The 16,161-nt window shown below is 63.7% G+C and carries 13 protein-coding genes and 1 pseudogene; 6 read left to right on the top strand and 8 right to left on the bottom strand.

All coding sequences use genetic code 11. The annotated features are described in order from the left end of the window. The first annotated feature begins 10 nt into the window (after nt 1–10). From CCS01_RS13375 to CCS01_RS13350, 6 genes are all read left to right on the top strand, one after another. Nucleotides 11–406 carry a Rap1a/Tai family immunity protein gene (locus tag CCS01_RS13375; RefSeq protein WP_146101733.1) on the top strand — a complete coding sequence of 132 codons (396 nt, stop codon included), beginning with the start codon at nt 11–13 and terminating at the stop codon, nt 404–406. Nucleotides 407–422: 16 nt separating this feature from the next. Continuing rightward, nucleotides 423–704, top strand: a complete 282-nt coding sequence (locus tag CCS01_RS13370) for a YMGG-like glycine zipper-containing protein (protein WP_239992147.1) — start codon at nt 423–425, stop codon at nt 702–704. An 84-nt stretch (nt 705–788) separates the two neighbouring features. Beyond that, nucleotides 789–2,033, top strand: a complete 1,245-nt coding sequence (locus tag CCS01_RS13365) for a patatin-like phospholipase family protein (protein WP_158258371.1) — start codon at nt 789–791, stop codon at nt 2,031–2,033. Nucleotides 2,034–2,649: 616 nt separating this feature from the next. Beyond that, complete coding sequence (locus CCS01_RS13360; RefSeq protein WP_204848256.1) at nt 2,650–3,141, top strand: hypothetical protein; 492 nt, start codon at nt 2,650–2,652, stop codon at nt 3,139–3,141. A 340-nt stretch (nt 3,142–3,481) separates the two neighbouring features. Next, nucleotides 3,482–4,546 (top strand): AI-2E family transporter, encoded by a 1,065-nt coding sequence (locus CCS01_RS13355; protein WP_204848255.1) that lies wholly within the window; start codon nt 3,482–3,484, stop codon nt 4,544–4,546. Continuing rightward, nucleotides 4,543–6,264, top strand: coding sequence for a metallophosphoesterase family protein (locus CCS01_RS13350; protein WP_104519310.1), 1,722 nt, complete (start codon nt 4,543–4,545; stop codon nt 6,262–6,264). Before CCS01_RS13355 ends, CCS01_RS13350 begins: the two co-directional genes overlap by 4 nt. A 195-nt stretch (nt 6,265–6,459) precedes the next feature. Here CCS01_RS13350 and CCS01_RS13345 read toward each other — a convergent pair whose 3' ends face one another. From CCS01_RS13345 to CCS01_RS13305, 8 genes and pseudogenes are all read right to left on the bottom strand, one after another. Further along, nucleotides 6,460–6,777, bottom strand: a complete 318-nt coding sequence (locus CCS01_RS13345) for a DUF962 domain-containing protein (protein ID WP_104519309.1) — start codon at nt 6,775–6,777, stop codon at nt 6,460–6,462. Between the two features lie 185 nt (nt 6,778–6,962). Next, complete coding sequence (locus tag CCS01_RS13340; RefSeq protein ID WP_104519308.1) at nt 6,963–8,807, bottom strand: putative bifunctional diguanylate cyclase/phosphodiesterase; 1,845 nt, start codon at nt 8,805–8,807, stop codon at nt 6,963–6,965. Then, a complete protein-coding gene (locus tag CCS01_RS13335; protein WP_104519307.1) occupies nt 8,737–9,888 on the bottom strand; it encodes an ATP-binding protein in 1,152 nt (383 codons plus the stop codon). The genes CCS01_RS13340 and CCS01_RS13335 overlap by 71 nt, the downstream gene beginning before the upstream one ends. 90 nt (nt 9,889–9,978) lie before the next feature. Further along, nucleotides 9,979–11,562: pseudogene (locus tag CCS01_RS35195) on the bottom strand (GAF domain-containing protein). Between the two features lie 162 nt (nt 11,563–11,724). Beyond that, nucleotides 11,725–12,018, bottom strand: a complete 294-nt coding sequence (locus tag CCS01_RS36085; protein ID WP_104519304.1) for a phytochrome family protein — start codon at nt 12,016–12,018, stop codon at nt 11,725–11,727. Nucleotides 12,019–13,153: 1,135 nt separating this feature from the next. Further along, on the bottom strand, nt 13,154–13,996 hold the full coding sequence (locus tag CCS01_RS13315) for an amidohydrolase family protein (RefSeq protein ID WP_104519303.1): 843 nt from the start codon (nt 13,994–13,996) through the stop codon (nt 13,154–13,156). Nucleotides 13,997–14,292: 296 nt separating this feature from the next. Then, nucleotides 14,293–15,054, bottom strand: coding sequence for an SDR family NAD(P)-dependent oxidoreductase (locus CCS01_RS13310; RefSeq protein WP_104519302.1), 762 nt, complete (start codon nt 15,052–15,054; stop codon nt 14,293–14,295). Between the two features lie 26 nt (nt 15,055–15,080). Next, a complete protein-coding gene (locus CCS01_RS13305) occupies nt 15,081–16,094 on the bottom strand; it encodes an acetamidase/formamidase family protein (RefSeq protein ID WP_104519301.1) in 1,014 nt (337 codons plus the stop codon). Between the last annotated feature and the right edge of the window lie 67 nt (nt 16,095–16,161).

Genomic DNA, 16,161 nt, shown 5'->3' with positions numbered 1-16,161 from the left:
GAACACTGGCATGCGACTCGTTCTGGGTATGGCCGTCGGTGTGGCGGCAGTCGCAACGGGTTGGCCCATTGTTCAGGCGTCAGCCAGCGGATTGACGACAGCGTCGCTCGCCGAGGCCTGCGCAAGCGAGGGACGCGACGCGGCGGGCGCCACGGAAGTTGGCTACTGCCGTGGCTTCATGACGGGCGCCGGCCAGTACAACCGGGAGATCTCCCAGAACCGTCCGGAGTTTCTCTGCCTGCCCGACCCGTCCCCGACGTTTGAGGCGGCGCAGGCTTCCTTCGTCGCCTGGGCGCGCGCCAACCCGCAATACGCCAACGAGCTGGCGGTGGACGGCCTGATGCGCTGGGCCGCCGCGACCTATCCCTGCCCGGGGCAGTCCGCCCATCGCGCCACCAACCGCTGAGCCAGGAGACACCGTCGTGACGCAGCGCCTTCTTTCCGCCGGCCTCCTGGCCATGGTGCTGGCTGTTTCGGCCTGTGCCGATCTCGATCCCACCGCCCAGCGCACGATGACCGGCGCGGCCGGCGGCGCGGCCGGCGGCGCCCTGATCGGCGCCATGGCCGGCAATGCGGGGCTCGGCGCCGCCATCGGCGCCGCGGCGGGCGGCACCGGTGGTTTCATCTGGGACCGCCACGTACAGAGCCGGGACCGTGCTTTCCAGCAGGGTGTGGCAACCGGGCGAGCCTCCGCCGGGCAATGACCGGCCCGGCCGCAGCGCACGGCGGTCTTGCCGCCCGCTTCTGAGGACGCGCGCGCCGGGACCGGCCGCCAAGGAGGGATGCCGTTGGGCAGGCCGGAGCTGCTGTCGTCCCCGCGGGCCGTACCACGCCGGCGGCTGCTGGCACTGACCCTGCTGCCGGCCGTCACAGGTTGCGCAACAATCCTGCGGCTTGACGCGCCGCCCCCCGGCGTGGCGATCGACCTGCCGGTCCTTGGCATTCCCAACGCGCGGTTCTGGCCGGACGGCCCGCCGGAGGCCCTGCGGCGGGAGGCGGCGTTGATGCTCGCCCGCCAGCGCGCGCGCAGCGCCGGTCCGCTGCCGCCAGCGAATTTCCTCGCCCTGTCGGGCGGCGGCGACAACGGCGCCTATGGTGCCGGGCTGATCACCGGCTGGACCGCCACCGGCACCCGGCCGGAATTCGATATCGTCACCGGCATCTCGGCCGGCGCGCTGATTGCCCCTTTTGCGTTCCTCGGGCCGGAGTACGACCCGGCGCTACGAACGGTCTTCACCGAAGTGGCGCGTCCCGACATCCTGCTGCTGCGGCACATCCCGCTGGCGCTGCTCTTCAACGTTGCGCTCGCCGACACCTCGCCACTCTACCGGCTGATCGCGCAGCAGGCGGACGAGCGGATGCTGGCCGCCATTGCGCGGGAATACGCCCGTGGCCGGCTGCTGCTGATCGGCACCACCAACCTCGACCTGCAGCGCCCGGTGGTCTGGAACATCGGCGCGATCGCGGCGAGCGGCCACCCGCAGGCGCTCGGGCTGTTCCGCCGTATCCTGCTGGCCTCCGCCTCCATCCCCGGCGCTTTCCCGCCGGTGCTGATCGACGTGCAGTATCACGGACACCCGTACCAGGAGATGCACGTGGACGGTGGCGCGGCGACCCAGGTCTTCCTCTATCCCCCGGCACTCTATGCCCGCAACCTGGCGGACCCGCACGCCGAGCCACGGCAGCGCACCGTGTGGGTCGTCCGCAACGGCCGGCTGGACGTGGAGGGAATGAGCGTCAACCGTGGCCTGTTCACCATCGCCAGCCGCTCGATCGCCACGCTGCTGCACTTCAGCGGCGTCGGCGACATCAGCCGCATTTTCCTGATCGCGCAACGGGACGGGCTGGCGTTCCGCCTGAGCTACATCGGCTCCAACTTCACGGCGGAACGCCGGGAGCCGTTCGACCAGGCCTACATGCGTGCGCTGTTCGAGTACGGCGCGCACAAAATGCTGTCGGGCGAAGCCTGGGTAGAGGCGCCACCCGCGACCGGCACGTTGCGCGCGACCGCGGACCGCGCAGTGATCCGCTGATATCGTGACCCTGACGCAAGCGCCGATGCGGCTTGTCCTGGCCACTGCCATCAGCACGGGCCGCGGCAGATGGCACGGAAGACCTCCCGCACAAGTCGGGGAGGGCCTTGCCGCGACCAGCACTGCAAGGCGTGAATGGTCCACCTTCGCGGACCATGACGGGGAGAGGACGATTCCCCACGCCCAATGACGCGGCAACTCCCTTACGGACCCAAAAAAGAGGACCGGACCGGCCGCGACGCCGGCCCGAATGGGACGGACAGCACAGCCCTGGTACCGGCTGCAATGGCAACCCCCGCCAAGTCGATCTAGCCTTCGTGCCAGTAAAGGACACGAAAGACGATCCGACACTCGCGCCGACGCCTGCGGGTCAGGCTGCCGCCAACTCGCTTTATTGGCCGTTCCGCAATCGTTTGGATCAAGCGCTGTCTTTTCGGGAACTGACACGTAACGCGAGCTGGATGCCACGGCAGTGCCCGGCGCTGCTTCCCTCCCGCAATGAACAAGGGCCGCCCACTGACGATGCTGCTTGTTCTGAAATGGATGTGTGATGAGTAACTCGGCAATCACGCACGACGAAGTCGCCCCACTCCCGACTCGCTCCGGCGCAACCGGCATGCTGCGGCGAAAATTGCCATACCTTGTACTGCTGGTGCTGGCGATCGTTGGCATAGCCTACACGAACTTTTCCCATCAGCCACTGAACGGCTTCTGGGAGTTCCTGACCATCGCGACCGGGCTTGTCTGCATTGCCACCGCATGGCCGCGCGCGCCGGACAGAAGCGCCCGTTTCCGGCTGGTATGGACGCAAGCGCTCCATTGGATCACGCTGCTGGTCGCGATGAACCTCGTGCTGTTGCCGGGCTTTCAGACGTTGCTGCCGACGCAAGCGAGCAGCCTGGTGGTTCTGATGCTTCTGGCGCTCGGCACGGTGCTCGCTGGGATCAATCTTTCGTCCTGGGAGATCAGCTTCCTCGGCGTCGCCCTGGCGGCCTCGGTGCCGGCTATCGTCTGGGTCAAGCAGTCCGCGCTGTTCCTGCTGATCGCGGTCATGCTGATTATCGGGCTTGGCGTCGCCTTCTGGCCACGTGGCCGAGCAACAACTTAGGGCCGACGGGACAAGCCGGCTTTGCCCTTGCCAGAACGTTGTCGCGTCAAACAGCGAAGTCGGCCCGGCAGCCTCGCCGCGGAAAGTCACGGCGCGGCGGCATCCGGGCCGTTGCGGAGCGATGACATGACGCAACGGCCCCGTTTTCGGCCTGACCGCCATCACCGTTGCATTGCCCGGCGGGACGGACCTGCATGGCGTCCCTGCACTGTGCCGTGCGTCCCATTCTCGGTCGGCGACTCTCCTGATGCCGGACTTATCGGGTAAGCAGCGTTGCCCGCCCGCCGCGTGATTGTCGGGACGCAGGCGGTTCGATACGAAGAACGCGAGGATTCAGGACATGCAGAGCCCGGTCCATGCCCTGCGCCGATCGGCCGATCGGCGCCTTGCCGCGATGGTGGGTATCGGCACCACGATCCTGACGGTCGCCGCGCTGGGCATCGGAAAGCCGGTTTTCGCGCCACTGGCGTTCGCGCTGTTCATCATCGCCATCGTCTGGCCGTTGCAGGCGGCCTTGCAGGTCCGGCTGCCGCGGCTGGTGGCGCTGCTGATCAGCATGATCGCCGCGAGCATCCTGATTGGCGCCTTCGCCCATCTGACGACCTGGGCATTCAGCCATGTCGTGAGCCACGCGGTGGCCGAAGCCGGGCAGTTCCAGGTCCTCTACGCGCAGATCGCCGAGTGGCTGGAGGGCCACGGCGTTGATGTGTCGAGCCTGTGGAGCGATCATTTCAATGTCGGCTGGCTGCTGGCCGCGGTGCAGCGGGTCACCACCACCGTGAACGGCATGCTGAGCTTTTCGCTGGTGGTGCTGGTGTACGTCATCCTCGGGCTGCTCGAGGTCGAGCCGGCGATCGAACGGCTGGAACGCATGACCAACCAGACGGTCGCGCAAGTCCTGCTGGTCGGCGGCGCGCGGGTGGCGATGAAGTACCGGCGTTACCTGGCGGTCCGCACCCTGATGAGCGCAGTGACCGGCTTGCTGGTGTGGGGATTCATTTCGCTGTGCGGCGTTCCGCTGGCACGGGAATGGGGCATCATCACCTTCGCGTTCAACTACATCCCGGTGATCGGGCCGCTGCTGGCCACGGTGTTGCCGACGCTGTTCGCCGTGGCGCAGTTCGACACCTGGCAGAGCGCGGTGCTGGTGTTCGGGGTCCTGAACCTGTTTCAGTTCCTGGTCGGAAGCTACCTGGAGCCTCGGGTCGCAGGCAACGTGCTGGCGATCTCGCCGTTCTTCGTACTGTTCGCCGTGTTCTTCTGGACCTGGCTGTGGGGCCTGAGCGGCGCCTTCATCGGCGTGCCGATCGTTATTGCGATCCTGACGTTGTGCGAGGAGCACCCGTCCAGCCGCTGGGTGACTGAACTGTTCGGCGCAGCCCCGGTCGCGCGGACAGAGCAATGAAACCGATCCTCGACCCGCGCGACGGCGACCTCGAAGACGATGCGTCGAGCACGCATCAGCGATCCCTGTTGTCGCTGGCCGGCAGCCTGTTCAGCGAAATCAGTTTGCCAAAGCTGATCGTCGTCTGGTTCGTGCTGCTGGTGGTGCCGGCGCTGCTGCTGGGGGCGGTGCCGTTGCTGGTGACTGCCTGGGCCATCCTGGTATGGTCCAAGACCGCGAACGTGCTGACCGAAATCTGGCCGGCGCTGTTGCTGCCGCCCCTTTTGGCGATCGGCTGGTTCGGCGGCCGCAGGCTTCTGCGCCTGGCTGAAACCAATTTCTGGTCGCTGAACGCGCTGGCGGTCCAGCCAATCTACATCCTGTGCCGCGAGGGGCTCCGGCACCTGGTCGAGGGTCCTTTGCCGTCCGGTCTGCATCCTTCGTGGCGTGCCGCCATCCGGGCAGCCTGCGCGGCCGTCGCAGGCATTGGGGTCTTTCTGCTGGGAGCCGGTGTCGTCGCGTTGCTATGGCCGGCAACGCGCTGGGTGAGCCGTTTTCCCGACCTGGGGTCGGTGCATGGCATGCTACCAGTCCTGCTGGCGAACAGCGTAACCCTGATCACCGCCTATTGCGCAGGCGCGGCCCTGGTCTGGGGTGTCGGGGATGCGCTGATGGCACAACCGCGAGACCTGCAAGATTTCGCGGCGGCTGAAAACGATGAGCGGACATGGCGGGTGGCGCACCTGTCGGATATCCACACGGTCGGCGAGCGCTACGGCGGCCGCATTGAAAGCGGCCGCGCCGGCCCGCGCGGCAACGACCGTCTGCGGCAGACGCTCGCGCGGCTCGACGAAATCCATCGGCAGCAGCCGCTGGATTTTATTCTGATCACCGGCGACCTGACCGATGCCGGACGCTCCGCCGAGTGGGCCGAATTTCTCATTGCTGTTTCGGCATATCCGCATCTGGCGGAGCGGATTATTGCCGTGCCCGGCAACCACGACGTGAACGTCGTCGACCGATCCAGCCCGGCCCGGATGGACACGCCCATGAGCCCCACCAAGCGGTTGCGGCAGCTGCGTACGCTTTCTGTCCTGGACTATCTTCAGGGACGGCGGCTGCGTGTGATCAGGGGGGCAACGCCGGGGAGCCTGCTGACCGATATGTTGCGCCCGCACGCCTCTGACATGACATGCTTTGCCGACAGAGGCGCTCCGCGACGGCTGTCGCGCACGCTGGAGGCGGTCTGGGATACAGTATTCCCGATGATACTGCCACCGGACGGTCCGGATGGTCTTGGGATCGTCGCACTCAATTCGAATGCGGACACGCATTTTTCGTTCACCAATGCGCTGGGGCTCATCCCGGCGGAACAGGTACAGCGGCTGCGCGTTGCGACCAGCCTCTACCCCCAGGCATGCTGGATCGTCGCGCTGCATCACCATGTCATCGAGTATCCGCAAAAGGCGCAGAATCTTTCGCTGCGGATCGGCACGGCGCTGATCAACGGCAGTTGGGTGATCCGGCAGTTGCGGTGCCTGGCGGGGCGGGCGGTGATCATGCATGGGCACCGGCACATTGACTGGATCGGACAATGCGGCGGGCTGGCTGTCGTTTCTGCGCCGTCGCCTGTGATGGCGTCGGGTGCGCAGTATTTCTATGTTCACACACTGGCCGCAGGTGCCAATGGGAAACTGAAGCTGCGGCAGCCCCAGCGGATCAGGACTGACGAGCCGTAACGAGACGGTATCCGCAGGGCACCGAGGTTCATCAGCTCGCTGCCCCTGCCGGTGCGGTTGATGACCAGGCAGGACAGGCCGATGCCCGTCATCCCCCCGAGGCGCAGACGTGGGGCCACGCCTCTGTCTTTGCTTGTTTCGGCTGTTCAATTGGTTGCACAGTAAACTGCCTGGGTCCTCCTCGATCAAGTCCCGTTACCGCTCCTCGGCCGCTCGGACCAAATGCGGCCCGAGGCGCCCGGTCAGCCACAGCAGGAGCATTCGGTAGTCGCTGACAAGCGACCAGACCGGATGCCCGAACGTTGCGGGCCGGTTACCTTCCACCGCGAAATGTCCGATCCAGGCCAGCCCGTAGCCGACCACCACCGCGGCCGGCAACAGCCACCAGTCGCCGGAGATTGCTGCGGCCGCCACCAATGCCAGGGCCAGAACGCTGCCAGTGTAATGCAGCGCCCGCGTGCCGGTCCGCTGATGGGCGCGGAGATAGTGGACCCAGAATTCCCCATACGTCATGCGTCATGGCCTTCGGTGTGGAAGAAGGGCGCATCGAAGCGGCCGGACTTCTCCGCCATTTGCCCGGGATTGACTTGTCCCGCCGTCTCACGTCGCGTGTTCCGGCAAATCTGCCGGAGCTAACTGGATCACCACGCCTGTTTCGTCAACCGCCCCAGGCCCGATTGCGCGTCGTGTCTTACCGGCTACCGGGCCATCGGCTCCGCCGAAAGACGATGGCCGAGATATGGCCAGCCGTTCGCGATGATGGATGCCGACTGCAGGAGGGCGGTCGCCGCGGCGGCACTGACCGGACGGTTGAACAGATAGCCCTGGACTTCGGTGCAACCGGCATTTTCAAGCATGTCGAGTTGTTGGCGTGTCTCCACGCCCTCGGCCGTGATCGCCATGCCCAGGTCGCGCCCGAGGGCGATCACGGCCCGCACGATCGAAATGCAGTCGTCCTGCTTGCCCAGGTCCCTGATGAAGGATTGGTCGATCTTGATCCTGTCGAACGGGAAGCGCCTGAGGTAGCTCAGCGAGGAGTATCCCGTTCCGAAATCATCCATCGAGACCTGGACGCCAAGTTCACGCAGTTGATGCAGCGTCGCCAGGGCCATGGCGGCATCCTGCAGCATGACCGTCTCGGTGATCTCCAGTTCGAGCCGGCCGGCCTCCAGGCCGGAATCGCGCAGCGCGCCGCTGACGACATCGATGATATCATGGCACCGGAACTGGACCGCGGAGAGATTGACCGCAACCCGTACGTTTTCCGGCCAATCCGCCGCCGCGGTGGCGCATGCCTGCCGCAGCACCCATTCGCCGATCGGCACGATCATGCCCATGTCTTCCGCAAGCGGAATAAACTGATCGGGCGGCACCAATCCCTTCTCCGGATGCCGCCAGCGCAGCAACGCTTCGCACCCGGCGATCCATCTCGCTCGCACCTCGACCTGCGGCTGATAGAACAATTCGAACTGCCCGGCGCTCAACGCTTGGCGGAGGTCCATCTCCAGCGCATTGCGGGCCTGCATCGCCGCGTCCATTTCGGCATTGTACAGGTGAGCGACGCCGGACTCATCGGATTTCGCGCGATACAGAGCCAGATCGGCGCATTTCGTCAATTGATCGATCGACAGGCCGTCATTCGGGGCAAAGGCTATGCCGATGCAGGTGCCAACGACGACCTGATGGCCTCGCACTTCGAATGGAGCCTTGATCACTTCAATCAGCCTGTTTGCCAACAGCGTGGCATCGGCCGGCGAGCTGATCGAGTTCTGAATGATGGCGAACTCATCGCCCCCGAGGCGGGCCACCGTATCGTAATCCCGCACGCTTTCGCACAAGCGCTGCGCTACGGCCTGCAGCAGAGCATCGCCAATGCTGTGCCCCAACGTGTCGTTCACGATCTTGAACTTGTCGAGATCGAGACAGTGCAACGCCATCAGGTGACCGCGGCGCGCGAATGTCAGGGCGCTCTCGAGCGATTCGTGGAACAGCACCCGGTTGGGCAGGTCGGCCAACCCATCATGGCGGGCGAGATGCGCAATCCTGGCTTCAGCCATGCGCTGCTCGGTGATATCTTCATAGGTGGTCAGCCAGCCTTCCTCCGTAGGTTGATGATTCACCCTGAAAGCGCAGCCATTGACCAGTTCCCAGACAAAGGTCGAGGTCGAATTCCTGTCGTCCACTTCCTCTCGCTGGCGGCGGATCTCGGCTATGTCGATGGATTCAATATGGCGCCCTGATAGGGCAAGCGACTCCAGTTCGGCGCAGCTCATGCCTGGGGTGACGACATCCGCCGGAAGACCCCATACGTCACAGAAACGGCGGTTTACGGCGAGAATATTTTCGCGGCAGTCGGTCACGACCAAGCCCTGGATCATGTTTTTCATGGCCAGGTTGAAGCGGCGCTCCTGCAGATGCAACGCGCTTTCATTGCGTTCCCGGTCCTGGCCGACGGCGAGATGAATCTCGGCCTTATAGAGCGCGGTTTCCGCTGCCTGAAGCCTTTCCCTGGTACGCCGGCCGCGACGATCCTGCAGCGCCATCAGGCAGAGTGGAGGCGCTGGCCACCACGACGAGCGGAAAATGGGTCAGCGGCCTGGAAACGATCAATCGACCCTTTTGATTGACGTCGCCGCCCGGCGAACCCGGGAGACGGTTGGAGCCGGGCATGGCCGCCGGTGTTTCGTTACCGTTTCGATCAACCGGCGGATAGCGCGTGATCAATGTCCCGTCCCGCCGGTACAGGGCGAACGAGGCATCGCCGGCAGGCAGAAGCCGGGCAAACGATTTTCCGAAATTATCGATCCGGATCGGGCTGACTACGAAGCCCATCAGGCGCCCGTCGGGTGCTTCGAATCTGCGGCTGAGACAGATGGGCCATACCGCGGCCAGGCCGATGCCGCGGCCCAAGATTTCATCGGCACTCTCGCGCGACGTCAGCCCCGGGCGAAACAGAACTTCTTCCAGCGGCAGGCGCTCAACCTGCGTCCGCGCCTCTCCGGAGGCAACCAGCTTGGCTTCCAGTACCGACCGGTCCACGCCACGACCGTCGTCTTCGATCACCATTTCAACCCAGCCGCCGCGATCATGAACATCGCACCGGATCAATCCTGCAGCCGCCTTCCCTGCCAGCACCCGCTCGTCCGGCGGTTCGATGCCGTGCGCAACCGCATTGCGGAACACGTGTACCAGCGAGCGGAAAAATGCACTGAAGAGATCCGGAGGCAAGCTCACGTCGTCGCCCTGGACGATGATCGGCTGCAGTTCCTTCTCCAGCCGATCGGCCAGCGCAGCGACCCCACGGCCGTGCTGGGACAGCGCCCTCTTCACATCAAGCTTGGACAGGCTGATCAGATCCTGCAGCAGCTCGCGCAGCGTGGGGGAAGCGCTGAGCCCTTCGTCGCCCGCCAGAATTTCCCCTGCGACTTTCTCCATCATCCGCAGTTGAGGCTGCGACAGCACGACGCGGTGGCCGGAGGTTGCAAAATCAGATCCCAGAACATCCGTCAGCCTGGCCAGATCATGCCGGAGTTCTTCCCTCAGCGCTTCCACGCCAACGGACCCGTTGGCTTCGTTGCTGGTCCAGGCCGGCTGCGAGCACAGCTTCGTCTCGATCTCATGCAAATGGCGTGGGCTGTCATGAAAGCTGTATTGAGCCAGCAAGCCCTTGTAGGTGTGCAGGCGCCGATACAGGGCATCGAGATTTCCGGGACTTTAAATCTGCTCGATCAGGTGCGGCAGCCCATCAGCGGGGAATTGCTGGTAGTCGTTGACGAGAGCGGCGAACGAATCGCCTTCGGTGAAGGCAAGCACGATCATTTCAAGATAGTGACGCTCGCGCTCGACCGCCTCCGTGAGCCGCACGGCCTGCGTGATATCGGTCAGCACAAGCATCAGGCGGCCGCGGTCAGCGAGGAACTTATAGCCTACCTTGATCGACTTGTCGCCAAGCCTGAATTCGGTGGGCAGCAGCTCCAGCTTGAGCTCCCGGACGAAATCGTTGGAGCTGCGGAAGACGCTCTCGAAGGTTTCGGGTAGCGTCGGATCGCCCGGGTGGAGAAGATCAATGATCGGTTTTCCCGCCGGACACGTTTCAAGTATGGCCTCACAGGCCGCGCTTGATTGATCGCCGACCAGAAGGTCAGGCCCGACGGTCAGGAATCCCTGATCGGCATTGTCCAGAAGATCGCGGATAGCGCGCTGCGATTCGCCCAGTGCCCGGGCCTGTTCCTCCTTCGTGCGCCGCGCCAGCTCGACGGCGAGTGCCTTCTGCAGTTCGGACGCCAACTCCAGATCGACCTCATGCCAGGGCGCCGAGTATCCACGGACGATCTGCTTCCACGCGGCGAACGATTTGCGGGGAGACAGCCGGTCCGTGACCGGATCCAGCGTCAGTTGCTTGTTGGGGTCGCCGCCCCAGACAATCTGCTGTGGCAACTCCGGCCGGAATCACAGGATCGCGTCGTCACCTGCTTCCGACAGCGGCAGCAACAATGCGCCGCTTCCCGCTGCTGTGCAGTCGTCTAAATCCGGATGGCGCAGGGCGAGATCATCCACTGCCAGCGGCTTGCCCGCGGCCAACGCATGCAAGGTCAACAGCGCGCTCTGCGCAGCGCCAGGCGGTGGCACGCGGCCGAGGCGAAGATCTGTTCCCGCGATGCGGACAAGCGCACCGTCTGCCTCAACCAACTTCAGCAATTCGGTTTCGGCCGCTACGAAAGCATCCTGGAGGGGAACGGGCGCCGCCAACGCATCGATCAACGCGCGCAGTGTATGGCTCCTGTCGAGCCTTTCGGAATACAGCGCCGTCTCGCCCAGGCTGGTCAACAGAAGCGACACGATCTGTCCAACCATGTCGGCCGCGGCGCGCAGTTCGGAGCCGGCGATCCGTGGCGTGACGTGGTGACAGACCAACATGCCCCAGAGTTGCCTGTGGCTCGTCAGTGCAATGGTCATGCTGGCGGCAGTGCCCATGTTACGCATATATTCGTAATGGCTCGGCGAAATACTTCGTAACGAACAATGCGTCATGTCGAGCGGTGCGACATCGTGCGCTGTCGCGTGCACCAACATCGGGACCGGCTGGTAGTTCGAATCGGCAACCGCGCCAACGCGCTGCAGAAGGTATTGCCGCCGGGCCTGGGAGGGAACATCCGAGGCGGGATAACGCAGCCCGAGATATGGCTGCAAGCCCGCCTCGAGCGATTCGGCGATCACCTCGCCATGCCCATCCTTGCCAAAACAGTAGGCCATCACTCGGTCGTAGCCGGTCAGGGTCTTGAGGCCCCGCACCGCCATTTCACACAATGCCAGTTCCGTCGTCGCCTGTTTGAACGTCTCCAGGACAGACTGGACCATGACCACCGGCAGATCCTGCCGCTCTTGAGGTGTCCGCTCGATATCAACACAAAGCAGGCCGCACGTACGATGAGCATGCAGATGGAAGACCGAACCATTGACCTACGCGAGGGAATCGACATGCCCGGGGTGGCTTTGCGTGGATTTGTCGCGAAGCACGCCACACGCCGCCTCTCCGGGCGTCGCGCTCAGCGGGTGGCCAAGCGCGGCGTCAGGCGGAACCCCAAGAATGTCTGCAAGATTCGCACTGACGTGAGTTACGAGCAGGTCCTCGAGCCTGGCCGCGAGCACCGCGCCGTGCGGCTGGATCGCGCCGGGGATATGGATAGGTTCCTGATCGCAACCTGCGAGGCTGGTGGCGGATGCCACTGTGGGACGACCTTCCGGGACACTCATGGCCGTTGCGCAGCAGCATATGAAATCAAAAAGAACAAGGTCTGACCGGCGTAAGCCGCGCGTCTTGCCCTGCTCGGCGCATCGGCCCGAAGCCGCATCGGCGCCGGCTTGAAATCATCCGGCGTTGTTCGGGATGCCGACCACACAAAACCCGTTTGCCTGCCACGCGTAATCAGGAAGCGCGAGCTTCCCGTGATGTCGTGTTCGGCCTGAGTTTTCCGGACGCTCTGGGCGATCCGGCCTGCTCTGGAGCTTGCTACCAAATGCAACATCCCTGCCTTGTGCCGAAGCTTCGTCAGTTTCGGCGCTTCCGTTCGGGACGCCCGCGGAACTCGGGAAGAATCGGTTGCCAGGGCCAGCGGACGGTCGGACAAGGTTGAAGGACGCCCATGGCAAGATGATCGTGATAACGGCCTTCCCGTCCCTGGGGCACAAGCGAATCCTGTTCCGGCGGCGGATGTAGGCCTGGAAAAAAATCAGACAAACGGCGGTTTTGGTGGTCTGAAATAATTGTCGATGGTCCGGTAATCCGGATACGAGGGCGCGGAGGAGCTGTATTCGGGCCAAGAGTGCCTGGCATTGGAACGAATAGAGTGCAATTCACCATCTCTGTCATGAACAATCGATCATCCTGCGACACAAATGGTAACAGCCGGTATATCTTTGCCATGCCGATCCAACGGAATCTACATGAGCCTTTCTTAGGAAACAACAACAAACCTGTTGCATCTTGTTCTCGCAGGACCCAATCGCGGACCGTAGGCGGGCTCTGGTATCCGATTCGGATGACGGAGCGGGTCGCCGGCTGCAGAACAGGCTGCTGGAACCGTTGAGAAACCGGGAGCATCAGGCGGGACCTGCTGCTTGCAGGAGAGGATCGTTGGCCGGCGGCAGTCTCTGTTCGTAGGTGGAACAGAAGACCCGGAGCGGGATCTCGGCTCTTCATCACGACCAGCGTATTTGCCGCGATCCTCCATTCGCCCGCCGGTCCACAAGTCAGTTAGTGCTGGCTTCCCGGCCGCGGTCGGCGGTCGGCGACGTTGACGATTCATGCGCCCGGCTTCGCCCCTTGCCAACGCAGCGAGCACCATCGGAAAATCTTCTCGCCCGCCGCGCTGATGAACTCACGAGAACGCTAAGGTTTCCGCGGCAACCAACCATAGGCCTTGGCGCAAGCGCCGCCCATCAGCATGGCCCGCTCGGTATCGCTCAGGCGGTCCATGTTGAGGAACGGCTCGACGGCCTGCTCGTAGTTGACGACAGCGAACGCGCGGGTCCAGTCCGTGCCCCACAGGCAGCGATCGAAACCCCAGGCATCGAACACGCGGGCCAGTGGGTCCCAGATGTCCGCGAAGGGATACGGCTCCTGTGACAGCGTGCAGGCACCGCTGACCTTGATGACCGTGTTCGGGCGCCTGGCAAGCTCCAGCACCTTCGGGAGATCGGCCCAGGGCTGCGGCGGCGCGGGCGGGACGCGCGGCTGCACGATGCCCAGATGGTCAATGACGAAACGCGTGCCGGGATGGCCGTCGATGAGCGCCGTGCCCACGTCGAGGTTGCCCCAGCAGAGGATGTTGACCGGAAAGTCGTGGCGAGCGGCCGCGCGCAGGATCCGGTTGATCCCCGGATCATTGGGGTCGCGCTGGGCTTCTTTCGGCAGCATGATGCGGATGCCGACTGCGCCCGGCGTCGTCTTCCAGTCGGCAATGACATCGGCCACAGCTGGATCGTCCGGATCGACTGGCTTGACGATGGCGAACCGGTCCGGATGCGCCTGCTGCACTTCCACAGCATAGCTGGCATCGTAGCGGTACATCGAAAAGGCGGAGATGAAGATCGCGCCGTCAACGCCCACTTTGTCCATCGCTGCCACCATCTCGTCACCAGTGACGTGCGAGGGCCAGTTCGGCACGCTGTGCCAGGGTCGCTTCGCCGTGTTCGCCTCATAGGCATGGACTTGCGAATCAATGATCGTCATCAGGGACGCTCCTCTATGCTACAACATTTTTGAGTTCGCGGCAGGTTCGTGTCCAGAGGAGCAGGCTTCATGCGCCGTCGATGTCGGCGGCTACTGACGGTAACACGAAGACGGCGACAGCGGGCTTGGCGCGAGGCGGGAGATGGATCCAGTTCATTTGGCTCCTGTCCAAGCGCAGGCCTTCTTCTCCTGTGACGGGCGGCCTTGCTGTACCACGTAACCTCATCCGGCTCTGGCGTGGGAGGCGCCTGGAAGCACCGTCAAACCGAGGTCGAGCGACCTCTCGTCATCAGACTCTAGAATTGCACGCCTCTGGTAAGGGCACCATCCACCACAAGGTTTGTTCCGGTAATAAAACTGGCTGCTGGGCTGGCCAGGAAGACAACGGCGCGCGCCATCTCCTCCGGCCGCCCCATCCGGCCTGTCGGGTTCAGCGCCATTGCTTGCCTGAACAACTCCGGATTGCCCTGCTCGATCTTCTCCCACACCCCACCTGCGAAGTAGGTGTTGCCCGGCGACAGCGCATTCACGCGAATCCCTTTAGCTGCCAGCTGGAAGGACAGCCCTTTCGCGTAATGAATGAGCGCCGCCTTGAACACGCCATAGGGACCGGCTGCAAAATCAACCTCGCGCCCGGAAACCGAGGAGATGACAACCACCGCGGCGGCATTTGATTTCTCCAGGAATGGCATGGCCGCATTGACGGCACGCACGGTGCCCATCAGGTCGGTATCGAATTCCGCCTTCCAGGATGCTTCATCCTGCCCGATCGCGAGGGCGGAGACGTTCGCAACGACAATATCCAGTCCGCCAAGCTCGGCCGCGGCATCTGCCACCCACGCCGCCAAGGCTGGCCCATCGGCGACGTCGAGCGCTCTGCCGGTTGCCTTGATGCCCTTGGCACGCAGGGCTTCGACCGCTTCGGAGATTTCACCCGCGTTGCGGGCGCAGATCGCCACATCGGCCCCCTCGGCCGCGAAATGCTCGGCCACGGCGCGGCCGATGCCCTTCGTTCCACCTGTGACAAGAGCCTTTTTTCCAGCCAATCCGAGATCCATTGTCTGTTGCCTTTCCTGGGTGCGGGTCAGGAAGCCGGTGCGAGGTACTTCTTAGGGATAGCCGCGCCGACAGTATATTTGGGATCAACAAAATTTCCCAACCGGACCTTTCCGCACTGGCTTAGCATCATATAGGCGTCCCAGCGGTTGAAGCCGTATTCGGCTTCCATCCACAGCACCAGTTCGCGATAGGCGATGCGTGTCGCGTCTTCCAACGGACGTGCACTGCCGATGGCCATGATGAAGTCTTCCCGCTCGAGCCGCGGCCAGTCGAGCGTCCAGCCCTTGATCAGGTCAACGCGGATCGTTGTGGTGGAAGGATATTCAACGGCAGTGCCACATAGTTCGCCATCACCCTGGCAGGCATGGGCGTCGCCGATGAACAGCCGCGCCCCGGGTACCCGTACGGGAAGATAGGTTATGCTGCCCGGCCCCATGTCCGGCAGGTCCATATTGCCGCCATGATTATCGGGTGTCAGTGAGTTGATGGAATCGATTTCGGGGGACGTACTCAGCGTGCCAATATGCGGGCTGTAGGGCAGCGTGACGCGCTCACTCCAGCGCACCTTGTGCTCGTCCACATGAATCTTGCGCGTCAGTTCCGGTAGCGGATCATGCAGCGTGGCGGTCAGGCTGGTTCCGGTAAGCGCCCCGAAATAAGGAATCATGCAGCAGGTTCCGCAAGGATTCTGGCCCCGCGGCACCATGCTTTCGATATGAACCGCGATCGCATCGCCCGGTTCGGCGCCTTCGATCATGATCGGCCCATTCTGCGGATTGACGAACGGCATCCTCAGTCGCTCGGTCGGCTTGTCGCTCTCGTTGCGGATCGCGCCTTCGAAGGCATCCCGTGTCTCCACCCGGATTCGATCACCCGGCGTCACGCTGAGGACCGGGTCCGAATAGGGACCGATGGTGTAAAGGTACTTGCCCTGCGTAGCCTCGGTCAGTTCGTGCAGACGCGCCTTGTCGCCCCAGCCGGTGCCGCGTTTGGCGGCAATGGACTTGTCCAGCCATGCCGTGTCAGCTGTTCTTGCCATTACTTTCCACCCCGTTACGCCGTTGCGTCCAGATTAGCATATCTCTTCGTTTTGCGAAGCTGCCAGG

The organism is Rhodopila globiformis (genome assembly GCF_002937115.1).
GTDB lineage: Bacteria > Pseudomonadota > Alphaproteobacteria > Acetobacterales > Acetobacteraceae > Rhodopila > Rhodopila globiformis.
Note: the sequence above shows the minus strand (reverse complement) of the source record. Positions and strands in the feature narration are given on the sequence as shown.